The 24,358-nt window shown below is 46.0% G+C and carries 21 protein-coding genes and 1 riboswitch; of the genes, 11 read left to right on the top strand and 10 right to left on the bottom strand.

All coding sequences use genetic code 11. The features are described 5' to 3' along the window. Window positions 1-51: 51 nt before the first annotated feature. Window positions 52-585 carry a hypothetical protein gene (locus ACHUFZ_RS06750; RefSeq protein ID WP_394126473.1) on the top strand — a complete coding sequence of 178 codons (534 nt, stop codon included), beginning with the start codon at window positions 52-54 and terminating at the stop codon, window positions 583-585. Between the two features lie 142 nt (window positions 586-727). Continuing rightward, window positions 728-1,528: a Cof-type HAD-IIB family hydrolase gene (locus tag ACHUFZ_RS06755; protein WP_394126474.1), complete on the top strand. Its 801-nt coding sequence runs from the start codon at window positions 728-730 to the stop codon at window positions 1,526-1,528. Here the strand turns inward: ACHUFZ_RS06755 and gloA2 are convergent. The 5 genes from gloA2 to ACHUFZ_RS06780 form a co-directional block, all read right to left on the bottom strand. After that, window positions 1,525-1,911 (bottom strand): SMU1112c/YaeR family gloxylase I-like metalloprotein, encoded by a 387-nt coding sequence (gene gloA2 / locus ACHUFZ_RS06760; protein ID WP_394126475.1) that lies wholly within the window; start codon window positions 1,909-1,911, stop codon window positions 1,525-1,527. The genes ACHUFZ_RS06755 and gloA2 overlap by 4 nt on opposite strands. A gap of 9 nt (window positions 1,912-1,920) precedes the next feature. After that, window positions 1,921-2,349 (bottom strand): VOC family protein, encoded by a 429-nt coding sequence (locus ACHUFZ_RS06765; RefSeq protein WP_394126476.1) that lies wholly within the window; start codon window positions 2,347-2,349, stop codon window positions 1,921-1,923. 147 nt (window positions 2,350-2,496) lie between these two features. Further along, the gene (locus ACHUFZ_RS06770; protein ID WP_394126477.1) at window positions 2,497-3,033 is read right to left on the bottom strand and encodes a GNAT family N-acetyltransferase; all 537 of its coding nucleotides are present in this window, start codon (window positions 3,031-3,033) and stop codon (window positions 2,497-2,499) included. 76 nt (window positions 3,034-3,109) lie between these two features. Beyond that, on the bottom strand, window positions 3,110-4,282 hold the full coding sequence (locus ACHUFZ_RS06775) for a MerR family transcriptional regulator (protein WP_394126478.1): 1,173 nt from the start codon (window positions 4,280-4,282) through the stop codon (window positions 3,110-3,112). A gap of 84 nt (window positions 4,283-4,366) precedes the next feature. Beyond that, complete coding sequence (locus ACHUFZ_RS06780; protein ID WP_394126479.1) at window positions 4,367-5,578, bottom strand: MFS transporter; 1,212 nt, start codon at window positions 5,576-5,578, stop codon at window positions 4,367-4,369. A gap of 90 nt (window positions 5,579-5,668) precedes the next feature. Between ACHUFZ_RS06780 and ACHUFZ_RS06785 the strand changes: the two genes are divergently transcribed. The 8 genes from ACHUFZ_RS06785 (at window position 5,669) to ACHUFZ_RS06820 (ending at window position 17,503) form a co-directional block, all read left to right on the top strand. After that, window positions 5,669-7,369 (top strand): ABC transporter substrate-binding protein, encoded by a 1,701-nt coding sequence (locus ACHUFZ_RS06785; RefSeq protein ID WP_394126480.1) that lies wholly within the window; start codon window positions 5,669-5,671, stop codon window positions 7,367-7,369. Between the two features lie 79 nt (window positions 7,370-7,448). Then, window positions 7,449-9,368, top strand: coding sequence for a tetratricopeptide repeat-containing diguanylate cyclase (locus ACHUFZ_RS06790; RefSeq protein WP_394126481.1), 1,920 nt, complete (start codon window positions 7,449-7,451; stop codon window positions 9,366-9,368). Between the two features lie 284 nt (window positions 9,369-9,652). Then, on the top strand, window positions 9,653-11,224 hold the full coding sequence (locus ACHUFZ_RS06795; RefSeq protein ID WP_394126482.1) for an ABC-F family ATP-binding cassette domain-containing protein: 1,572 nt from the start codon (window positions 9,653-9,655) through the stop codon (window positions 11,222-11,224). Between the two features lie 122 nt (window positions 11,225-11,346). Then, window positions 11,347-11,511, top strand: coding sequence for a hypothetical protein (locus ACHUFZ_RS06800; RefSeq protein ID WP_394126483.1), 165 nt, complete (start codon window positions 11,347-11,349; stop codon window positions 11,509-11,511). A 78-nt stretch (window positions 11,512-11,589) separates the two neighbouring features. Further along, on the top strand, window positions 11,590-11,838 hold the full coding sequence (locus ACHUFZ_RS06805; protein ID WP_004412401.1) for a DUF3297 family protein: 249 nt from the start codon (window positions 11,590-11,592) through the stop codon (window positions 11,836-11,838). Window positions 11,839-11,998: 160 nt separating this feature from the next. Then, a riboswitch (FMN riboswitch) is annotated at window positions 11,999-12,152 on the top strand. A 112-nt stretch (window positions 12,153-12,264) separates the two neighbouring features. Further along, window positions 12,265-12,921: a 3,4-dihydroxy-2-butanone-4-phosphate synthase gene (gene ribB, locus ACHUFZ_RS06810; protein ID WP_394126484.1), complete on the top strand. Its 657-nt coding sequence runs from the start codon at window positions 12,265-12,267 to the stop codon at window positions 12,919-12,921. 138 nt (window positions 12,922-13,059) lie between these two features. Further along, complete coding sequence (locus ACHUFZ_RS06815) at window positions 13,060-15,279, top strand: putative bifunctional diguanylate cyclase/phosphodiesterase (RefSeq protein WP_394126485.1); 2,220 nt, start codon at window positions 13,060-13,062, stop codon at window positions 15,277-15,279. Between the two features lie 16 nt (window positions 15,280-15,295). Beyond that, on the top strand, window positions 15,296-17,503 hold the full coding sequence (locus ACHUFZ_RS06820; protein ID WP_394126486.1) for an ATP-binding protein: 2,208 nt from the start codon (window positions 15,296-15,298) through the stop codon (window positions 17,501-17,503). A 105-nt stretch (window positions 17,504-17,608) separates the two neighbouring features. Here the strand turns inward: ACHUFZ_RS06820 and ACHUFZ_RS06825 are convergent, their stop codons facing one another. After that, window positions 17,609-18,805: a sugar efflux transporter gene (locus tag ACHUFZ_RS06825; RefSeq protein ID WP_394126487.1), complete on the bottom strand. Its 1,197-nt coding sequence runs from the start codon at window positions 18,803-18,805 to the stop codon at window positions 17,609-17,611. Between the two features lie 170 nt (window positions 18,806-18,975). Here ACHUFZ_RS06825 and ACHUFZ_RS06830 point away from each other — a divergent pair, with 170 nt between their 5' ends. Continuing rightward, a complete protein-coding gene (locus ACHUFZ_RS06830; RefSeq protein ID WP_394126488.1) occupies window positions 18,976-19,863 on the top strand; it encodes a helix-turn-helix domain-containing protein in 888 nt (295 codons plus the stop codon). A gap of 136 nt (window positions 19,864-19,999) precedes the next feature. Here the strand turns inward: ACHUFZ_RS06830 and ACHUFZ_RS06835 are convergent, their stop codons facing one another. From ACHUFZ_RS06835 to ACHUFZ_RS06850, 4 genes are all read right to left on the bottom strand, one after another. Continuing rightward, a complete protein-coding gene (locus ACHUFZ_RS06835; protein ID WP_394126489.1) occupies window positions 20,000-20,848 on the bottom strand; it encodes an ABC transporter permease in 849 nt (282 codons plus the stop codon). A gap of 2 nt (window positions 20,849-20,850) precedes the next feature. Then, window positions 20,851-22,131: an ABC transporter permease gene (locus tag ACHUFZ_RS06840; RefSeq protein WP_394126490.1), complete on the bottom strand. Its 1,281-nt coding sequence runs from the start codon at window positions 22,129-22,131 to the stop codon at window positions 20,851-20,853. Beyond that, entirely contained in the window at window positions 22,128-23,249 is a 1,122-nt protein-coding gene (locus tag ACHUFZ_RS06845) for an ABC transporter ATP-binding protein (protein ID WP_394126491.1), read from the bottom strand. Before ACHUFZ_RS06845 ends, ACHUFZ_RS06840 begins: the two co-directional genes overlap by 4 nt. A 132-nt stretch (window positions 23,250-23,381) precedes the next feature. Then, entirely contained in the window at window positions 23,382-24,296 is a 915-nt protein-coding gene (locus ACHUFZ_RS06850; protein WP_053439614.1) for a dihydrodipicolinate synthase family protein, read from the bottom strand. Between the last annotated feature and the right edge of the window lie 62 nt (window positions 24,297-24,358).

Consider the following 24,358-nt stretch of genomic DNA (forward strand, 5'->3'; position numbering starts at 1 on the left):
ATCAAAACACCTATTATCGAATGATATCCCGCATAAATTAAGGAAGATAAAATGCAACGTTCATCATTAGCCATTTTTGTATCTCTTGCTATTGCGTCAGGCGCAGCGCTGGCCGAAAAACCTGAATGGGCTGGTAAAGGCAAACCGGATCTTGACGAAGTAAAAACTTTTGCCGACGCGAAAAAGCTCGACGCTGAACTCGAAGAGCATGAAGAAAACCTCGACAAGCTCATTAAAGAGAAACGTGACGAAGCTAAAAAAGCCAAAGGCAAGAACAAAGACAAGTTAAAAAAAGAGCTCGAAGAACTTGAAGATGAAGCGGACGAGCTAGAAGAAGCGAAAGATAAGCTGAAAGATAAGAAAGAAAAGCTCAAGAAGGACAAGTCCAAAGATCGTGATGAAGACGACGAGGACGAAGATGATGACAAGAAAGACAAAGATAAGAAAAAAGATAAGTCTAAAGGGAAAGACAAACACGAAGGTAAAAAGTCTGACAAGGAGCGCAAAGAGCTAGATAAAGGCTCTGAGCAAGGTCAGGAAAAGCGCGAAGAGAACAGCAAAAAATGGTGGAACTTCTGGGAATAACCCTTTCTTGCACGCATTGATTACATAAACCCTCCAGTTTGGAGGATTTTATCTATTTGCTAAAAAATTAACTTGTCTCGCCCTTAGAGTCGTGTAAGTTAAGGCACACAAATCTTATTTCTAACCGATGTACCCTTATCAAATGAGCCACCAACAAATAAAGTTCATTGCCGCCGATATGGACGGAACTCTTCTTGACGAAAATAGCCAGCTTAGCCCTGAATTCTTTGAATTATATCCACAACTTGAAGACAAAGGCATTATATTTGCCGCCGCTTCTGGCCGTCAGTATTACAGCTTGATTGAAACATTCGCACCTTTAAAAGATCGCATGATGTTTATTGCCGAAAACGGCACCATGGTAATGCACCAAGGCAAAGAGCTGTATAGCTGCGGAATGGATAACGACTCTATCCAAGCAATCATCGCTCAAGCAAGAGCAATCGACGGCGCGCAAATCGTGTTGTGCGGGAAAAAGTCAGCCTATATTGAAACGCAAGATCCCCAGGCAATCGCTGAGTTCTCTAAATATTACAAAAACTGCCAATACGTAGAAGACCTACTGACCGTCGAAGACGAGTTTATTAAAGTCGCAATATGTCACTTTGGTGGTACAGAAGAGCTGGTTTACCCATCATTCAATCAAGCATTCGGCGCGAGCCACCAAGTGGTAGTGAGTGCCAAAATATGGCTTGATGTGATGAATGCTGAAGCATCTAAAGGCGCTGCAATTGAATTCCTTCAGCAGTCATTGGGCTTCTCTTATGAACAAACCATGAGCTTTGGTGACTACCTAAACGATTTGGAGATGCTTAAGGCGAGCTACCATTCGTACGCGATGGATAATGCTCACCCTAAGGTCAAAGAAATTGCACGCTTCGCAGCCCCGAGTAACCGCGAAGCTGGAGTATTCTCTGTTATTAAGCGTGAAGTCCTAAGCTAGGCCTGATAAAGCTCTAAAGGTAAGCCGTCCGGATCGCTGAAAAACGCGTACGGCTTACCGGTAAATTCATCGATGCGTATCGGCTCTACCTCTATCCCCTTTTCAGCCAAGTAGTTGGCGTAACCTTCTACAGATTCAACGGTAAAAGCCAAATGCCGTAAACCTTGCGCTTCTGGCCTAGATGGTCTTGCCGGAGGGTTGGGAAAAGAAAACAACTCCAATTGCCCGCCGTCTGGTAAGGCAAGATCTAACTTGTATGAGTCTCTTTCTTGACGGTAGTTTTCAGCCAATACCTTGAGTCCTAAAACTTCGATGTAGAAGCGCTTCGACGCTGAGTAGTCTGAGCAAATGATGGCCACATGATGAATGCGTTGTAACTGCACTTTTATCCCTTAATCGATAACCAATGATCCATCCTGATTAAACTCCCAGCAGTCGCCAAAAGCAATCTCCCACAGATAACCATCAGGATCAGAAAAGTAACCGCTATAGCCTCCCCAGAAAACATCTTGGGCCGGCTTTTCTAACTTTGCACCAAGGCTAACGGCTTTGTTAAGAATATCGTCGACTTCAGGCTTGGAACGAGTATTGTGAGCCAAAGTGATACCACCAAAACCTGACGCCTTAACTGCCATATCCGGTGAGACATCGTCAGCCAGTGCTTCGAGTGGATAGAGCGCTAAACACACCCCGCCCGTCTTAAAGAAAATAATTCCATCTTCCGGAGATCTTGAACTTGGGAAGCCAAGTCCAGTGTAAAACTCAAATGAGCGTTGAAGATCCTTGACCCCTAGGGTGATGATGCTGACTCTCGGTTCCATAGCTGTTTATTTCATCCATTTATTCATGCTATTCGATAATAGAGTATCAATGACGACAAAACTATCGAGTCGATCTCGACCTTGAGGCGAATATAAAAACTCCCCGATGAGCAAGATGCCCATCAGGGAGTATTAAATCACACTGAATTACCACAATTCAGGTTTGTTAAATTCAGGCACACAAACGCTAAGACCGGCAAGCGCTTCAATCTTCTCTACGCCCAATGACTGAGCCATCCATCCGTGAGGAAAGCTCAATGGCAGTGGCGCTTTAAACGCTTGCTCAGTCACCTGCTCAAATCCAGTTTTGCTATAAAACTTCGGGTCACCATAGGTAAAGGCCAATTTCACCCCTTGGTTTCGCATCGAGGTTAAGCCGAATTCGATCAATGCCTGACCCACACCTTTGCCCTGGTAATCTGTGCGTACGGCCACAGGCGCCATCAAAAAGCACTCAGTTTCATTATCAAACGCTAAGCGAGTAAACAAAATACAACCAACAACGTCACTACCATCTCTCGCCACTGCAACCGAGATGTCTTGCTCAGGGGTTTGCGAGATAAGATTTTTGACCAATTCACCGATCATTTGGCCTTCTGCTGGCCCTTCTGAATCGGAAAATGTTTTGCTAAATAACTCGATAATCGATGCTGTTTCTGTGGTGTTATAAATACCGTAATTCATTATTCATTCCTCTCAAATTTATGCCTGCAGCATAAACTGTAAAGTTATAGACAGGTCAAACACTGTTTAAGATTTTTTACTCTGCCACCCTTAAAATAAACATCTGATAATCGAACTGGTGCTCTCGCTGCTGATAAGCTTCGACTTCCCGTTTGAGGCTTTCTATCGCGCTTGAGCCTTCAAGCACTTTTTCAACTTCATCAATGCGCTGGCTAAGTGGTCGATAATAGCTATCCCATGACTCATCACTAATCGGGAAGGAGTTCACCACTTCATACCCTAGTCGCTGAGCCAGTTTGACTCGTGACGTCGCTGTCGTCATATCTGGATATTCCCCTTGCCAAAAGGCCTTAGTGTCTTGGCTAGGCTCATCCACTCGCCATACAAGATCACTCACAACAAGTATCCCATTAGGTTTGAGTAATTTACGCCAGCTTTTTAGCGCGTTCTCAACCCCAATAATGTACGCGCTGCACTCAGCCCAAATAACATCAAAGGTCCCATGCTGAAATGGTAATTTCCCCATATCAGCGCAGACGGTAGTCACTCGATCACTGAGGCCGAGCGTCTGAAGAGTGTTATCAAGGAAGTTAAGAGCAGGCTGGTCATTATCAATCGCAGTGATATGCGCATCCGTATGGCTCGCCAGTAGCTTGGTCGCGATACCTTGGCCACAACCAATCTCTAGCCACTCTCCACTTTTATCAGGCAGCAGACCAAGTGCTTTGTCAGTATCAAATTCGCTCCCCGGCCCCCAGCGTTCTAACGCTTCAAAGACGTGCATAAAATCTTGCATGTAACGTTCATGTTCATTCATATCTTTCGACAACCACTTTAAATGCATCGCTTGTTTTTCATCGAAGCCCTGCTTTATCAACCATTCAAGGTGCGCATCAGGGGCAATGTTATTTAGGTTGCTATGCCACTCATCTAAACGACTCTCACCAAGCAGTGCTGCCAACAAATCACGCGATTTCTGCTTCTGCTCAATTTCTTGATCAAGCTCGCTCAGCCTTTGTTTCAAAAGCGCTCGATTAATCTTCTCATCCAAACACGATTGGCACTCTTTTAGAGTTAGACCACCCGCTTGCAAGTTTTGCAGCAGCTTCAGGCGTTGGAGGTCTTTATCTCCGTATGAACGATAGCCATTGCTCATACGCTGGCCTTTAATCAGCCCGAGCTTTTCATAGTAGAGCAAGGTAGTACGAGAAAGGCCCAACAGTTCAGCGAGCTGAGAAATTTTGTACATGAAAACCTACCTAAATAACGGTTAAGTGGTATATAGCCTAAACTATAGAGCTATAGACAGGTCAAGTCATCACGCACTCTGAGATTAGGCGATGTCCCGTACTGAGGTTTGCCACAATATAAATGCCGTCGCAATTTGAACTGCGCAGCAACAAATAAACACCGCACTGACACCAAACCAAGCAATCAAGTACCCCGATGCCGCGAGTCCAATCGGCATAAGCAATTTAAATAGTGAGCCCGTAATGCCCGCCACGCGGCCAAGATATTGCGATTCAAACGCTTCTTGTCGATAGGTCCAGATGCAAATACTGCCGTACAAACCGACTGCAGACACCCACAGAAACGCCACAATAAGTCCCCAAACGTTGGGTAGCAGCAAGGGTAGAACAAAGCCAATGGCTTCTAAAGATAAAGAGATGATGAGCAGTCGACCAAGTCCCATTTTTGCCCGTACCTTGTCGGCACTAAATGCGCCTATCAGTCCGCCAAAGCCTGATGCGGCGATTAAATAACTGACCTCTATTGAGCTTAAAGCCAGTTCGGCCTTACCGTAATAAATGGCTTGAATCCAGAACACCGCCCCTGTGGTGTTAATCACCATCACAGCAAGGGTGATTTGCCACATGTTGCGCTCCGCTCTCAGAACCTGGCAGCCTTCCTTTAGAGAATCGAGCACATTGCGCTGATCATTCATAGGTTGGTGAGTAAATTCGAGTTTTTCTAGTTGCCAGAACGCAAGCAGCAATAGGAAAGCAACCAATAGAAAGACGTTGTGGATAGCTGAAACTAACAGCAGTGCACCGGACAGTACTGGCCCTACCGTTTCCATCAGACTGTTTAGCGAACTCATCCGAGCGACCGCGGTATTTTGCACTTGCTCTGGTAACGCGCTCTTTAGCATCGTCATTCGTGCATTGTGATAGCCGTAATTCATCGCCATCGTGATAAAAGCGGCCGGAAACAATACCCACAGAGGCTGCGACAGCCATTCGACCGCAAAGTATGAGCAAAGCACGACCAACAGTTGCCCCAGTAACATCGCTTGAGACCAACGTTTTTTGTTTACCCTATCAACCCACACACCAATAAACAGCGCCAGCAGTAGGTTAGGCAAAAACTCAACCGCCCTCATCCAGCCCATCATTTGCGCTGACTCGGTAAGCTCATACACCAACAGAGGCAGCGCCAAATTGTAGATTTGTGCCGAAAATGCCACCAGCAATGCACTAGAAAACAGCACCTGAAACGAGCGGTTACGCCAAACAGAAGAATGAGGCTGAGCTAACGTATTCATTTATTTATCCTTTCATCCTGAAGAGAATCTCCTATTATCGAGATTAAAAGATGAAGAAAAATAGAAATTAAAAAACGGAATTTCACCTTTATGAGCTACTGGAAATCCCTCGCTTTTTGTCGAGATAGGTTAAATACGGACGACTGGACGTCGATTTCTCTCAACCAATTCAGTGAGTTTATTGGCTGTACCCGCCGCAATACCCAATTTCTGATTAAACGCTTAATTAGCGAACATCACATTTTATGGCAGCCCGGTGTCGGTAGAGGAAACTTGCCCAAGGCCAAATTAGTCACTTGTATCGACCCGATTCTGATTGAGAAAGCCCAAAACCTGCTCCAAAACGGTAAAGTTGAACAGGCGCTAGACTTAGTAAAACCGAACCAACGAGATAGCTTTCTCAGCCATTATTTGTCCCAATACCAAACCACTGACTCGCAACAAGACATATTGCAAATACCCTTTTATCGCGCAACGCATGACCTGGACCCGATTGGCATCAATCGCCGCACTGAACAACATATCGCGAACTACCTTTACGCGAGACTTCTCCACGTCGATCCCGTTGATGGTTCACTACAAGGCGACCTAGCCCACTCGTGGGGAATAGAGCACGATAGGATTCATATTAAGCTGCGTAAGGGGCTTAAATTTCACGATGGCAGTCCACTGCTGGCAAAGGATGTCAAAGAGCATTTCCAGCGTTTGAGCCAGTCGCAAACTGCTAGTAAGGCCCTGTTTAATCTCATTGACGACATCATCATCGAAGATCTACTTTCACTCGTCTTTGTTAGTCAATCAGCGCCGAAACTGTTGCCTAAGCTACTTGCACATGGCGCAACAGGGATCACTAAAATGGACCAAGGACACATCATTGGCAGTGGTTCATTTAAGCTAGCGGAGCAAAGCGAGTGGCGCACACTACTCACCGTCAACCCTTACTATCATGGTTACCGTCCATGGATAGATGGTATCGAAATCTGGAACGTGGGTAATAATGCCAAGAGTTTGGATCTCAACTGCGATGTGGTACATGCAAGCCATTTAAGAGCACGTACTGCGCCACAATTTCACTCCAAGCAACAATGGGAGCTCGGTTGTGTACATGCCATGCTCAACCCTCTGCGCCACCCATGGATGAAAAAACGCCAACATCGATTTTGGCTACAGACTCTTATGCAGGTGATGGGGGAACCGAGTGGAGCGCAGTGTGAAGTCGTCGCACAATCTAGCGGAATGCTCTCAACCCCACTGCCAATTGCCAAAGCTAATCTCGCGCAAGCGGAAATAACATTAAGTAAACTCAATAAGCCAAGTGAACCATTACTGATTGTGACCTATCAGCTAGGTACTCACATTGAAACTGCCAAGCTTATCAGCGCGGCACTGAGCCAACTTGGTGTCACCAATCAACTGACGATATTGGAATATCCCGTATTCAATCAGCTCAGCACGTTGAGCGACTTCGACCTCATAGTGACCGGAGAAGTGTTTGGTGAGGACTTGCCAATGTCGTGGCTAGGCTGGCTACTGTGTACATTCTCTAATCTAGCTTGCTTGGATGCCAAGTCAACGCAATGGTTACACAATCAATGCGTCAAAGCGATCGCTCTTTCGACAGAGAAAGCTCAGCTCAATGCCTTTCAACGCATCGAACGCGACTTAAAAGCCAAAGGCTTATACCAACCACTTTATCACGTGCAACAAGACCTCAGCATTTCCGAAAGCATATCCACTCCAGATCTACTTGCAAACGGATGGATTGACTTCAATAAAGTCACGATGAACTAAAGTCGTAATTTAATTGTTTATTAAACAGAGGGAATTTTATCCCCAATGAAGTGCAGGTTATTTATAAGATGGTAAACTAGTGTATTACTCTTTTTTAAATGTTGCGGTATTGATGAAGCGTTACCTTTCTTTTGTGATCACCTACTTTGCTCTGAGTGCGTCTTTTTCAGCGCACGCTGCATGCAATGTAGAACCACAGCATGACTTTCTCTATAAACAGGTTGAAAGTGATGAACGCTCAATACTTAACTTCTACTACCAATCCCTATGTCGCCCTGGCCAGGTCCAGCTCAGTGATATTTCACTGCCGAGCAACGCGTCAGTACAAGGCAAAGCGTTATACTATTTTGGCCTGCTGAACCTAAAAAAGTATGAAGGGATAGCCATCAACACTCCGCCAGATTTAGTCCAAATCGGACAGCAAAATGGCATCAATTGGATAACAGCGGAAGCCAAGCTAAATAACGCAATTAAGCTGATCGAATCGGATCAACTGCGTGAAGGAGAACGCTTGCTGCACGAGACGATTCCAATCGCAAGAGAGATTGGCTATAAGCGCTTACTGGCAAGAATTTATCGCTGGCTAGGCAATATCAAAATGCAGCACTCTGACATCAAGGGCAGCCTCAACTATTACAAGATGGCCTATGCTTTGGTCAATGAGATCGGTGACAACTTCCAAGAGACCATGACACTTAATAATATCGCCACCGTGTACATGCAGTCTGAAGAGTGGAAACAAGCCAATTCATACATTAAGAATGCGCTGTCGCTCTACGTTGAGAATAACTATGACAACAGTCTGTTTGAAGCAATTCTTTACGCCAACTCAAGTGCGATCTATTTCGCCACAGGCGACCATCAACAAGCAGCGGATTACATGCGCTTAGCGCTCCAAGAAGCCGATAAAACGGGCTCAAATCGCATTAAGTTTTCGACCTTGTCTAATATGTCTCAACTCTACTCTAGTGTTGGCCGCCCGACTGAAGCCTTGGATATGGCGCAGCGCTGCCTCGATCTGTCCAAGCAATCTCCCGACTCTCCGGTGATGTTAGCCACTTGCTATGATTCGTTTGCAACCGCCTATTTAGCGCAAGAGAACTATGACCAGACCATTGCCTATGCGCACAAGTCTCTGGATATTCTTGCTATTTCCGAAAGCCAAGAAACAGCTTGGGAACTCCAACTTCTGGCGCATCTTGTCACCGCATATGAAAAGCTAGGTGACTACCAGCAAGCGCTCAACTATATGAAGCAGTCCGCGCTACTGAAACAGGACTTCAATCGTCAAACTTACAATGAAGAAATCATCAGTGAGAAAGGCGCGTTAGAGCGTACACTAAACAAACGTGAAGTCGAGCTACTGGAAGCGACCAATGCCCTTCAAGCGGCAAAGTTGGAGGAGCAACGATCGAAGAACATTCTCTACACCGCATTGTTCATTTTCGTCAGCTACTTTGCTGCACGAGTCTTGTTACGTTTAAAGCAGTCTAATTCCGAATTGAAAGAGCAAAACCACACTGATCTGCTCACCGGAGCTTACAATCGACGCTACCTAGAGCAATGGGTCAAGCAAGAGAAAATCGTTACCTCCAACGTACTTGTCTCAGTGTTAGACATCGACCATTTTAAATCTTTTAATGATCAATATGGTCATGACATCGGTGACATGGTACTTAAGGAAACGGTCCAAGTACTCCAAGGTCAACTGCGTAAGCAGGATCATTTGATTCGTTGGGGTGGTGAAGAGTTTATTTTGCTGATCCCGCTTGATGGTGGCGAAAATGTCACAGGTATATTAGAGAGATTGCTTCACTGTATTGAGTCTCATCACTACACTTACGGCTCACAGCAGTTTAACGTCACCATCTCTATGGGAGCTAAAGTCTGCAGTGGCCAATCACTTTCTAGTCATTGGGATGAGAGCTTCGCTCAAGCTGATGCTGCACTATACCAAGCCAAAAGCGCAGGCAGAAATCGCTACCAAGTTGCTGTGTGATGCTCGACAAACATCTGTTCTAAGTCGCTTGCTTTTTGCTCAATACCCTAAGTATACTCGGGCCATCATTTCTGTAGGAGATTACGCCAATATGAAGAACTAAACCTGTCATCCAACTTCACATTATCTTTGGATTTACAGGGTTAGTAGGCGTAGCTCATTCTCAGCTATTTCTTTGCGTTAAGTTTCAAACTCAGCTTTTGATATGATTTTTGACAGCACAGATCTAACTTCACAACACTATTTCTAGCTACGGCTGTCCCCTGTACTACAGGAGGCAATATATGCCAGTATTTAGCGCTCGTAACATCAGCTTTCACTTTGACAACGGTGAAGCGCTTTTCACACACCTATCTTGTTCAATGACCAAACGTCGCGTCGGATTAGTCGGACGAAATGGCATCGGCAAATCTGTGCTTACATCCATACTATCAGGAGAAATCACCCCATCTGAGGGCAACGTCTCCAAACCAAATTCCTATGCTGTTTATCGCCAACAAGCAGACGAACTTTTGAGCCAAGCGAACTCAATTGCCCATTACTTAGGTAAGGACGCCATTCTCAACGCGATCAAACAGATCGAATCAGGGAGCTGCGATGAAAAGTGGTTCAATCTTGTGGGTGAACAATGGGACTTAGAAAGCAAGCTTTCACAACAACTTAGTGAGTTAGGTCTACCTGCCGATCCCGATTTCTGCTGCTCAAAGCTAAGCGGCGGCCAACTAGCGCGATTGCAGCTTTGGCAACTGTTTGATAGCGATGTTGAGCTGCTCATTCTCGATGAACCATCCAATCATCTTGATAGACATGCCAAGCAGTGGCTCATTCATGCAATGAAAAGCTTTCCCGGTTCGATACTGCTCGTTAGTCATGATCGAGAACTACTCAGAGAGGTGGATGAAATATGGGAGATGTCCCAACTCGGCCTGCAAACCTTCGGTGGCAATTACGACACTTACGAAAATCTTAAGCGTGTTGAACTTCAGGCCGTTGAAAGGCAACTCAACAATGTAGAAAAGATGCAGAAACAGCTCATTGAACAAGCGCAGAAAAACAAAGAGAAAGCCGAACAAAGAGCTTCTCAAAGCAATAAGGCACGCAAAGATGGCAGTCAGCCTAAAATCTTACTAGATGGGATGAAAAACAGCGCTGAACGACGCCTTGCCAGTCGCAATAAAAACGAACAATTGCGAATGAACCACTTACAGCAAAAAGGCAGCGCGCTCCGCGAAAGACAAGAACAGCTCAAAACGCAGAAAATCTATTTAGAGGATAGACAAGCCAGTAGCAAGAAAGTGCTATCGCTAATAGACGTAAAGCTAAAATACGGCGGTGCCGAATCGCTCACCTTGCAAGTTTTTGCTAATGATAAACTGCATCTAAAAGGTGGAAACGGCAGTGGTAAATCGACCTTACTTAAAACGCTCCAAGGTCGATGGCCAATCGAATCCGGAGAGTGCCAAGTCAACACCCCACTCTACTACCTTGACCAGCATTTTAACGTCATACAGCCCCAGCTCTCGATTCTCGACAATCTAATGTCCCGCTGTAATGGGATGAAGGAAAGCCAAGCCCGTACGTTACTTGCTGGGATCGGATTTCGCCGTGACAGCGTATTTCGATTAGGGTCGGCACTTAGTGGCGGAGAGAAAATGAAACTGGCAATGTTGATCGTCAGCCATCAACCGAGCCAACCCTTTTTACTGCTGGATGAACCAGACAACCACCTCGATCTTGAGTCGAAAATCAATTTAGCCAGCGCATTAATACACTATCAAGGAGGATTCATTTTGATCAGCCATGATCATGATTTTGCATCCGAATCCGGGGTAACCCGCGAAATAACATTACGCTAAATGGTAACTGTATAGCAGGTAAGTTCTATTCTATTAGCACTTACCTGCTTACTGCGAGTGCGATACATCGCCGTGTTTGGTAACATCTCAAGTTGTTCTCTTGCCAAACGAAGTTGATATACATGAGAAAATTCTACGTGGTTGAAATCGTCACCACCCAGTCTAAAAAACCAAAACAAAGTTACCCGACACTTGCGCTATGCGAAACATGTGTCGGCAAGCATTTTGTCATTAGCGAAGGGGAAAGAACCTACCAAGCTTGTGCTGAATGCGGACAAGACGATTAGTAACCACTTACTCTATCTTGTCGCCGCGCTTGGTATTGTCTACAATGCGTCACCTTAAATATATTGCAGGTCATAATCATGAGCGATAACAACGCTAAGCCAGAGTTGCCAGATCACCTTTCAGGTAACCCACGTAGCCCACACTTTGTAAAAGAGTGTTTTGAGCACCACATCGGTATCCGCCTAAACGGCAAAGAGCGTACTGATGTTGAAGAGTACTGCGTGAGTGAAGGTTGGGTAAAAATCCCTTCACCAAAAGCAAAAGATCGCTGGGGTAACCCAATGCTGATCAAACTAAAAGGCGAAGTAGAAGCGTTCTACAAATAATCCTCTTAGTGATGATGATTAATCGTTCAAAAGACAGCCTAGTGCTGTCTTTTTTGCCATTCAGCGTCCCAAATTTTGTTCAAGTTCATGATATTGGGCGCCTTTGTTGATTTTCCTCTCAGAAGCGATAGAATCCCATTCGCTTAATTGCAAACGTTTAATTTATTCTCAGGGCGGGGCGAAATTCCCCACCGGCGGTATTCCTTAGCTATATCTTGTTTAAGGTGAGCCCGCGAGCGCTCGATTCGTCGAGGTCAGCAGATCTGGTGAAAACCCAGAGCCGACGGTCATAGTCCGGATGAGAGAGAATGAAAAGACATCACCATACCTTGTATGCCGTGGTGCATTTCGTTTTAGCTGGAGTTCATTTATTGAAGCTCCGGTGCTCATGCATGCCCTGATTCTGGTGATATTTAGGAGTTAACCATGAATCAGTCATCACTTCTCGCCGAATTCGGCGACCCAATTACACGCGTTGAAACGGCACTCGTAGCCTTAAAAGACGGCCGTGGTGTTCTACTTCTTGATGATGAAGACCGTGAAAACGAAGGCGACATCATTTACTCAGTTGAGTCTTTAACTACTGCTCAAATGGCACTAATGATCCGCGAATGTAGCGGCATCGTTTGTCTGTGTTTGCCAGAAGAGCAAGCTGACCGTCTAGAGCTTACCCCTATGGTCCAAAACAACAACAGTGCCAATCAAACCGCATTTACTGTCTCTATTGAAGCCAAAGTAGGTGTAACAACCGGCGTGTCTGCCCAAGACCGTGTGACTACGATTAAAACTGCAGCTAACCCAACAGCACAAGCGTCCGATCTAGCACGCCCAGGTCATGTCTTCCCACTGCGTGCACGCAAAGGCGGCGTTTTAACTCGTCGTGGCCACACTGAAGGCACGATTGACTTGATGCAAATGGCAGGTCTGCAGCCAGCAGGCGTGCTGTGTGAAGTAACCAACCCTGATGGTAGCATGGCAAAAACGCCTGAGATCGTTGCCTTTGGTAAGCTTCATAATATGCCTGTGCTGACCATTGAAGATATGGTTATGTATCGCCAGCAGTTTGATCTAAAACTGGCCTAGTAACGGTCTAAACTAGGCGAGCTTACCTCGCCTAGTCATCATCATCGCTTCCCTATTCCCTTCATTGCTGACATTTCGCATACCCTAAAATATCGGACTAAACTTTTAGCTTAGACCTACACCAATATTTGAGGGCTCATGGAGAACAAGGCTGAATCAACTGACGACCTAATGCTCATCATTGAAGATGACGACCAAGAAACTTTATCTGCGCTACCCTCTCATACTTGGCGTATTCTTGTCGTCGATGACGATGTTGGTGTCCATGAAGCGACAAAGCTTGCGCTCAAAGGCTTGGTTGTTGAGGATCGGCCCCTTGAACTGCTCCATGCTTATTCAGCCCAAGAAGCTCAGCAATGCCTGACAAGTGAACAGGATATTGGCGTGGTACTACTGGATGTGGTGATGGAAACAGAGCATGCAGGCTTAGATCTGGTCGAAATCATCCGTGAAGAGCTAGAACTTAAAGCGATTCGAATCGTCTTGCGCACAGGTCAACCGGGTTATGCTCCTGAAATGGAAACCATTCGGCGCTACGACATCAATGATTACCGAACCAAACCAGAGCTGACTCGTATTCGTCTCTTTACCATACTGACCAGTGCGATTCGAGCCTACAAGCAAATACGCAATCAGCAGATCATGCGTCAAGGACTCGAAAAAGTCGTCCTGGCCAGTACTGAACTCGCTCACTTGCACGGTCTAAAAATGTTTGCTGAAGGAGCGGTTAAACAGATTAGCGCCATTATCCAAATCGAACCTGACGGTCTAATCTGCGTTCAAGAATCTTCTGGTTATGAAGAAGAGCGCGCACAAATTATCGCGGCGGCTGGGCGCTATAGCAAATTTGTTCACTCACCACTCGACACCCTCGATTCACATAAGATCAGAGAGTCAATCATGCGCTGTCTAGACAGTCGGACTAGTCTGCTTGAAACTGGGCTGACTCTCTATTTCTCCACCGAACAAGGCCGAGGGTTAGCCGCTTACGTTGACATTCATCGCCCCCTTGAAGATATTGATCGCCACTTACTCGAAGTTTTTTGTGCCAACCTCTCAGTGGGGTTTGATAACGTATTGCTGTACAACAAACTGGAAGAGCAAGCGTTCACCGACTCATTGCTTAGAATCCCCAACCTCAATAGCTTGCTTCGCTACCAACTATCCAACCCTGCACTGAACCGCTCTTCACTACTGGTGTTGGTCGATATTGATGATTTCTCAGCATTCAATGATAGCTTTGGCCATAAAGTGGGAGACTTACTACTCAAAGCCGTTGCTCGCCGACTTACTTTGGCTTTTCCAAATTGCTTTATTGCACGCGGAGGCAGTGACGTATTCGCTTTGATTGGCAGTGCCGATGAAATGGATACGCATAGTATTCTCAATGTCTTTGATGAGAGTTTTTTCATCGACGACCAACCGTTCAAAATCATGGCGAGCGTCGGTGAGGTCGAGTTAAATAGCGAGGATAATTCATGCCTTTCAGAGCGCTATAAAGATGCACAAGTCGCTTTAAAACAAGCCAAACTCCACCACCGTGGCTCAGTGATTCACTTTTCTAAAGACATGGGGCAATGTGCGAGAGATCGTATGCTGTTGCTAACAGAGCTCAAAGAAGCCTTAGACAATAATGCCCTGTTCCTGATGTACCAACCTAAATATCATCTGGAATCATTAAGATTAACCGGTGTAGAGGCACTGCTTCGCTGGCGTAACAAAAACGGAGACTTAGTCCCTCCAGATCAGTTTATTCCGTTGGCAGAACAATCCGGCATGATGATTAGCATTGGTAAATTCGTACTCAAGCAGGCTTGTCAGCAATTCCACCAGCTTCTCCATAATGGTTATCCTGATATCACCATCGCGATTAATGTCTCCCCTACTCAATTAGAACAGCCTGACTTCTGCGCCAATCTGAATAGCGCGATGCAATCGAGTCACATTCCCCCTGAGCAAGTTGAGGTTGAGGTCACCGAGACCATCGCCGCCAATAATCTCGATGACATCCAGCAAGCCTTAAACCGCGTTAGAGCGCTGGGCTGCAAAGTGGCCATTGATGATTTTGGCACTGGTTTTTCTTCACTCAGCATTCTTCATACCTTACCGGCGACACGCTTAAAGATAGACCGCACCTTTGTTGACGCCATGGAGCAAGATGACAGCATCGCCAAAATGATTGTCAACTTAGGTCAAACACTAGGTATGGAGATCACAGCAGAAGGGATCGAAACCCAAGCTCAATACGAACAATTAAAAGCCTTTAAATGCGAAGAAGGCCAAGGCTGGTTATTTGCCAAAGCAATGGAGCTTGATGAGCTCATCGCATTCTTAGCCAAGCCTATGCAAAACGACTAAACGGAAGGGGACTTTCATGAAAGATCCGAGACCGACCCAAGAAAGCAATCAAAAGACTGAACACTCCCAAGAACATATCAGCTCAAAAGCCCTTATATTTCGCCACCGTTTAATGCTCTATGGTGCTTTGGCGTTGATCGTTCTACTGACTTTGGGCAACACACTGTATCTCAGCAATCAAATTCGTTCCCAAGTCGTTGCAGAGCAGAGCCATGAAGCCCTTGAAAGTATGCTGTCACTAAACAAAACCCTTTCAGTTTCTTTAAACCATATCGACACTATGCGTAACGCAATTGAAACTGCTTACCTTTATCCGGAGATTATCCCAAGTAAACAGTCGTTTGAGTATCTAAACCAACAATCGCCTAACGCCCCAGTCAATGCACCTTGGAACAACTTGCCCGAACAGTTACGCAATACTGTTGGTCAGCTATACCTTCGCTCCAACGTTAGAGACTACTCTTTCGATGCACGGACTCTGCTTTTAATGGCCTCCGAGGTCGTCTCTACGCATCAACAACACGATGATTTTCAGTGGAGCTATTACTATGACGCGGAGCAAATACTTACCTATATCTACCCATGGCTTGGGGCAGAAGACATTCTAGCCGCCACTGGAACCGATAATATGGACGCGGCTCTGGATGTGATCTTCGAAGCGGGCGGCACTTTTCCTCTTGAACTCATAAATCCGAGTGCCAACCCTAAAAAAGAGAAAGTCTGGACGACACCTTATATGGACGCCGGTGGCAAAGGTATGATGATATCGCTACTTGCTCCAACCTATATGGGCGAAACATTTGTTGGCGCGGTTGGCACCGATATTACTCTAAAAGTGCTGGATAAAATCATTACCGACAAACCACTTGAACTGGCAAGACTTGCCATTGTTGATGAGCAAGGTCGGGTTATTGGTGACAGCGGAGGCAGCCTAAAAGGTAAAACCGAAGCGGTCACCCAGCAAGACGTGCTGTCATTTGTCACGGTTGGTGAAGCGCATCAGGCAGAACATGCGCTCCTAAACACAACCCCGCTCGGATATTGGGCATCTTACCAGTTGCCCAATACACCCTGGCGTTTGGTATTAGAAATCTCCAACAGTGATATTCGCTCGCATACCTTTCAAACCCTGTTACCTAACCTCATTATGGCAACAGCGTTTACCTTGCTGCTATTACTGGTTGTGCTTTACCAACACTGGAATTTCAGTAAGCCTGCGTTAAGGTTGGCTCAATTCGTCGAAGAGCTGCCGAGTAATCCAAACATCATCATTCCAACCATTCCTTCAAAATGGTCATATTGGTTTAAACGAGCAGCGAAAACTGAGTACGATCGCCGCGAACACTTAAAAACCATTGAGCAGCAAACTCGCGAACTCGAACAGAGAGTCGATGAACGAACAATCGAACTTAGACATGCCCTTGAGGTGCTTGAAGCGACACAAGAGGAACTGGTACAGGCCGAGAAACTCGCCGGACTGGGCTCACTCGTCGCAGGGGTTGCTCACGAACTCAATACCCCGATTGGTAACGCTATGGTGGTCGCAAGTAGCCTCAAAGACACCAATCAACATTTTGTTGAATCGATACAAGAAGGACTGAGACGTTCAGTGCTCGACAGTTATATTGAGCAGAGCTCGGATTCGGCAGACAGTATCGAACGTAACCTACGCCGTGCCGCTGAATTGATTTCTAGCTTTAAACAGGTTGCCGTTGATCAATCAAGTTATCAACGTCGCCCGTTCGTTCTCGATGAGATCTTGCACGAGATAAAAGTCACCATGTCTCCAAATCTAAGCAAGAATCAAATCACCTTTAACGAAGAGTGTGAAGCCAATATTCAAATGGACAGCTATCCGGGCCCACTCACCCAAGTCCTGATGAATTTACTCTCGAATGCGATCGTTCATGCGTTCTCGGAGCAAACTGACAAAACCGTTACGATTCGCGGCCAATTGATTGATGATCAAGCGGTACTGACCATCACAGATAATGGTCAAGGTATAGAACAAGAACATCTACAAAAGATCTTCGATCCGTTCTTTACTACCCGTTTGGGTCAAGGCGGCTCTGGGTTAGGTCTGAATATCGTTTATAACTTGGTGACGGGTTTACTAGGCGGCGCTATCAATGTCACGAGTGAACTAAACGTTGGCACTTGTTTCACTCTAACGCTCCCATTAGAGGCTCCTCACGAAGTAGAAAATGAAGCCGATAATTCATAGATTTGGTAGCAGAATGTCGCAAGTACTCAGTCTCTTTGACTAAAGGGCTATCAGCCAGCGCTGGTTAACCCTTTAGCCAAAGATGACTGTAGTAAGGAACTCAGTTTAAGCTCTCATTGGTTGGTTTTGCTGTTGGTGCTGCTTTGATGAAGATAAGGCAAATAATGCTAACAACACGACGGCACTTAGGGAGCCAGCAAGAGAGACATACAATGTGCTGTAATAGTTAAATAGCTCACCAACAACACCGACGGAAAGGCTCGCCACTAGCATACTGACATTGAGCATGTTGGAGAATAGCGTTGAAGCCGTACCTAAGCGATCTTTCATCATATCTTGCAATACAACCATACCAAGCGTGGCACATACCCCAATAAAGACTCCATTGAGCACCTGAGCCATTAACATCGCGACAAACGTAGTTTGGGTCAGCATAACGGTATAGAAGGCAATGCCACTGACAAGGCCACACATCAGCAACTTAATCGTGCCAAAGCGCGCCGCCAGTTTTCCAGCGTACAGCATCACTGGAATCTCACATAATGCGCCTGCACCGAAAAGAAAACCTAGCCAACTTGGGTCGACCTTAAGCTCTTGCGATAGATAGAGCGGCATACTGGTGATGTATAAATTGTTCGCCGCAAAAGCAAAGACAACAACCAAACAATATAGCGAAATCAATCCATTCGATGTTTGACTTGTCGTCACCGTTTCTTCTGCTGTTGAATCCTCTTTGACCACGCCATTTGGCAGGTACTTAGCAATCACCAAAATAGATAGACTGACAATCACAGCAGAGACAGAAAATGAAGCGTTGTAACCAAAAGCCGCTTTGAGCATAAATGCCATTGGTGGGCCAAATACCCAAGCAATCGCTATTCCCGCACGCATGGTTGATAGAAAAGTCGTACTATCTTTCATATGGCGATCACCATACTCACGACCTAATGCAAATAGTTGACCGAAAGAGGCACCACTGACACTGCCGAACACCGTCGCAATGGTGATGGCTAACCAATAGTCTCTTACCACGATAAAGCTAGAGATGGTAATTAAGTAGCAAGTCATCGCTACAAGGAGAATCGTTTTTCGTTTCCAATTGCGGTCAGATTGTCTTGCTAACAGTTGAGATACCACAACCGCACTCACCACCGCCATCACCATGTACAGGCTTAACATCATTGGCGACGCACCGAGCTCTTCAACAATAAAAAGACTCGACAAAGGGTAAAAAAAGGCCCCACATAATCCAGTGACAAAAGCAGTAATAATAAACAACATCGCTGTTTTATCTTTAAACATAGTAGGGCTCCTTTGAGTAAGTGTGTGAGGCTACAGTCTACGCAAAGACATGCGGTTAGATTGATAGTATTCGAGCCACCTCTGATACTAATCCATCAACTTATCTTCCAGCTTTGACAGAAAAGCAACAATTACACTAATCTTGACGGCGAAGAGAAGGGAGAGCAGTAATGAAACCATTCATAGAAAACGTAATGGATACACCGAGCAATGATTGGATTGTTCGCGAATATCATTGCCGAGTAAAAAAAGAAGAGTTTGCTTGTTCTTGGCACTATCACACTGAGTATGAACTGGTTCTTTACCAAGATCCTCAATGTGTGTTTAGTGGCAATTACTTTGCCGGAGACGCAGTAGGTTCTGTTCACCATAATACTCTGCTGCTTTATGGACCGGGGCTGCCGCATATGATCACCGGTCAAATCAACGGTTCAGAAGAAAAGCCGCACCACTCGGTGATTGTATGGCTGAAACATCATTGGATAGAAAAACTGCAAGCCACCATTCCCGAAGCGCGTAATATAAAACGCCTACTGGAAAACTCAGCCTATGGCATTAAATTTAGCCCCGCTATATCACAGCAGGTCGCTGAACGACTCAATGGTATTGAGCAAGTCGAAAGGCAGTTTCAAGCCATTCGTGTTATTGAAGTACTGCTGTTGATCGCCAATGATGCCGAGTCACTGCGTTTGTCGGCTTCACCATATCGAATCAGCCAAGTATCTGGCAACCGTGAGGCGCAGCAGAAGGTCCAACTGGCAACACGTTATATCGAAAACAACTACGCCGAGACGATTCGAATTTCTGACCTTGGCCGCCATTTACACATGAGTGAAAGCTCTGCCTATCGCTTGTTTGAAAAGCACTACGGCGTGAGTTTTTCCGATCACTTAAAGCAATTTCGTATCGGTAAAGCCTGCGAATTGCTCGCCAGTACCTCACAACCAATCTCTCTCATTGCCGAGAAAACCGGTTTTCAGAACCTGTCTAATTTCAACAGGCAGTTCAAAACCGTAAAAGAGATGACCCCTACCCAGTTTCGTAATCGATTTCAGTAAGTTACAAACTGTCGTAAAGAAAAAACGCCTCAAATCTTGAGGCGCTGTGGAAATAGAAAGTCGGGGATTATTGCCTACTAGGACATCTGGACAGAACCTAAACAGTTGACTTGCACTACTCCAAAAATCGACAACTCTATTCCTTGATTCCGCGAATCTTCACATTACGTCGACGCAAGATTTCCAGCGTGAGCAACAACATAACCGACATACAGATCAGTAATGTCGCCACGGCGAGAATGGTTGGGCTGATTTGCTCGCGTATACCCGACCACATCTGTCTCGGTACGGTTCTTTGTTCAACTCCAGTGATAAATAGCGCTACCACCACTTCATCAAACGAAGTACCGAACGCAAATAGACCGCCAGAAATCATCCCAGGGCGAATCAGAGGAAAAGTCACATGCCTGAAGGTATAGACTGGGTTTGCCCCTAAACTGTACGCTGCTCGCACTAAGCTATGATCGAATCCGCTTAGCGTTGCAGTCACAGTGATCACTACAAAAGGAGTTCCTAATGCAGCATGTGCGAGCACAATGCCTGTGAAGGTTTGAGATAAATCTAAACGAGTGTAGAAGAAGTACATCGCTGCCGCAGAGATGATCACCGGAACAATCATTGGTGAGATCAGAAACGCCATGATCGCATTCCGAAACGGGACGTTATTGGCCGCTAATCCCATCGCTGCCAAGGTTCCAAGTATCGTCGCGACAATTGTTGCACTCACGGCGATTAAGGTACTGTTTTTAAGTGCCATCAACCACTGGCTGTTGGTAAACATATCGACATACCAACGCACCGAATAGGCTTCAGGATCGAGACTTAACATCCCTTCAGTAAAGGTAAAGTAAGGCGTGGCATTAAACGAAAGCGGCACAATGATCAGAATTGGCGCAATAAGAAACAGAAACACCAAAGTGCAAAAAACTAGGTAGCTCGCGTAACCCACTCGCTCGCGCATATTACAATAAGCTGGCAGTGCCATGGTTAACCTCCTACCTTGATGTTATTGATACCGACAATGCGGTTAAACAGATAAAACAGCACTGTCACCACCGCGAGCAACAACCCGCCAAGCGCCGCTGCCATGCCCCAGTTCAAAGAAGTTTGCATGTGATAGGCGATCATATTGGAGATCATCTGCCCGCTGCGCCCACCCACCAGTGCTGGGGTAATATAGAAGCCAATCGATAGAATAAATGTCAGTAAGGCCCCAGCTCCCACACCAGGCATGGTGAGTGGCATATAGACTTTAACGAATGCCACTGAAGGCGTTGCACCCAATGATCGCGCGGCGCGGAAGTAACTTGGACTAATCCCCTTCATCACGCTGTATAACGGCAAAATCATAAACGGCAGTAAGATGTGCACCATCGCCACTATCGTGCCAAAGGTATTGTGCATCATGGCTAAACGCTCACTGGTGATCCCAAGCCAAAGCAGCAAATCATTCACCACACCTTGGTTTTGCAGCAGTACAATCCAAGATGTGGTTCGTACCAAAAGTGAAGTCCAGAATGGCAAGAGCACCACAATCAGTAGCAAGTTGGCCTGTTTATCTGGAAGATTTGCTAATAGATACGCGACGGGATAAGCCATCACCAAGCAGATTACGGTGATCACCAGAGACATACCTAATGTCTTGGTAAACAAGTCCACATATACCTGTCTTGTTTCTGGCTGGGCGCTTATTTCGCCATTGGCGTCGTAACGTAAATCCAGCGCAGCTAGGTAATAGCTCAAAGTATAGGGGGAGCTGAGGTTTTTCAGCGCGGCCCAATGCTGCGGCTTAGCCCATCGTTTATCGAGCTTTTTAATCTCTTCAAGGCTTTGCGGCAGCGACTCTAACTTAGCCAGTTTTCGCCCTGTTTTCATGAGTAAGCTGCGCATACCAGAAACTTCGATATTCATTCGATTCGCGAGCTTAGGCAGCGTCTTATCTTGATAACGTTGTTTAAGTTCTCCCATAAAGGTTTGCTGAATCGATAAGCTTGGTAAGCCTTGGTAATCCCACCCTTTTATCGCACTCGATGATTGAGGGAATGCTTTCGGCAGCGCATTGTTGTCGACACTTCGATAGAGCATTTCTGCAATAGGAAAGGCAAACGTGACACAGATAAAACAGACCAAAGGAAGAATAAGCAAAATGGATCGAATCTGTTTTTGTCGCTCGGCACGTTTGAGTTGAGCTTTGAGGCTATTGTCCGTTCTCACTAGCTTGCGCTGCAATGACAAAACCGAATTTAGCCCTGTTAGTTCACGACTCATGCGGCTACCTCATGCTCGGTTTGCACTTGCTGACAATCAAGCGCATGACAGTCTTGGCTCAGCCAGCCGATGGTATACTGGCGACCTGCTACGAAGCTACGTTCACCATGACTGTCGTTAGGCACCTTAACCACGATGTCACCCACACCAGCAATCTCAACAACTAAACGGTGGTGATCACCATGATAAATCAGCTCTCTTAGCAAACCCGTTAGCTCGTTATCACAACTACCCGCTTCAGGTTCGACAACAATCTTCTCCGGACGTACAGATAACAAGGTAGGTTCGCCAACGCTGGTCACTTTTACCGGTTTGGCAATAATATCCAGATCACTAACGCTCACTGTGCAGCGATGCGAGTCAAGCTGAGAGACGACCCCTTGAATCTGGTTATTCTCGCCTATGAACTGCGCAACGAACGCATTGCTTGGTGACTCATAAAGATCCGTTGGCGACGCGAGTTGTTGCACTGCTCCGTTATTAAACACCGCGATGCGATCAGACATAGTTAGAGCTTCATCTTGATCATGGGTTACGTACAACACCGTAATACCGAGCTTTTCATGCAGACGCTTAATTTCTAACTGCATCTGTTCACGGAGCTGTTTGTCCAGTGCCCCTAACGGCTCATCCATTAACACCAACTTAGGTTCAAATACCAAAGCACGGGCTAATGCGACGCGCTGCTGCTGACCTCCAGACAGCTGTTTAGGATAACGGTTAGCAACATGAGAGAGCTCAACCATCTCTAGCACTGACGTCACTTTACGTTCAACATCCTCTGCCGATAACTTACGCACCTTCAATGGAAACGCGAGATTCTCTGCGATCGTCATATGCGGAAAGAGCGCGTAGTTTTGAAACACCATACCAATATCACGCTTATGCGGGGCAAGATTATTCACCGGAGTGCCATCAATATAGATTTCGCCCTTAGTTGCGGTTTCAAACCCGGCTAACATCATCAAGCAAGTTGTTTTGCCTGAGCCTGATGGTCCGAGCATAGTGACAAACTCCCCCGGTTCAATCACCAAGTTGAAGTCCTTAACCACTAGGTTTTCACCATCATAGGTTTTCTGTACGTGTTGAAAGCTCACGTATTCCTTTTGCAGTGCCATTGCGCATCCTTTTTAATAGCAATATGTCTGGCAACCCAAATAGGTAAAAGGCTTAACGACCTAATAAGCCGTTTACATAGATGGATTGAGGGCAAGGCGAACCTTACCCTTCACTAAGTAACTTTTTGTGAGTTACAGCTTGTATTTCGATAGGTCTGGACGAGTTGCAATCGCCTGCTCAACTAAGGCAATCACTTGTGCACGCTCATCACCTTTTAGGTTTTGACGCGGTGCACGCACCTGCTCGCTTCCTCGGCCACACACCTGCTCCGCCAGCTTGATGCACTGCACCAGCGTCGGAATCGTATCTAAACGAAGTAGTGGTAAGAACCAGCGGTAGATCTCTAGTGCTTCAGCGTAACGACCTTGACTTGCTAGCTTATAAATCGCGACTGATTCAGCAGGGAACGCATTGGTTAGGCCCGAGATCCAGCCCGTCGCACCGAGCATCAAAGATTCAAGGGCGATATCGTCAACGCCACTAAATACAGTGAAGCGATCATCAAAACGGTTGTATAGCTCTGTAATGCGACGCGTATCAGTAGTTGACTCTTTAACCGCTACAATGCTTTCGCACTCAGCTAACTGAGCCATCATGTCGAGAGAGACATCAACACCATAAGAAACAGGGTTGTTATAAATCATAATTGGCATCTCTGGCGTCGCTTCTGCCAACGTGCGGTAGTAATCAACGGTTTCACTGTCTGAGGTGCGATAGACCATTGCAGGCATTACCATACAACCATCAATACCAATCTTGTGCGCGTCTTGCATGTAGTCAACAGCAGCAGTTGTGATCGATTCTGCTGTCCCTGCGATAAGAGGAACGCGGCCCGCGACCACTTCTTGCGCTGCTGCAAGTACTTGACGCTTCTCTTCTGGGTAGAGCGCGCAGTTTTCACCGACCGTACCCAGACAAATAATGCCGTTTACGCCATCGTTGATCTGATTATCAATCACCGTTTGTGTTGCATCTAAGTCAATGCTCTGATCCTTGCGAAACTGTGTGCTGACTGCTGGGTAGACACCTTTCCAATCTACGTTCATCTTTTACCTTCCATTTGTATATTGTATGCAATTTAAAATTACGGCCGAAACCGCGATAAATG

The sequence above is a fragment of the Vibrio hepatarius genome (assembly GCF_043642085.1).
In the GTDB taxonomy this organism is placed as follows: Bacteria; Pseudomonadota; Gammaproteobacteria; order Enterobacterales; family Vibrionaceae; genus Vibrio; species Vibrio hepatarius_C.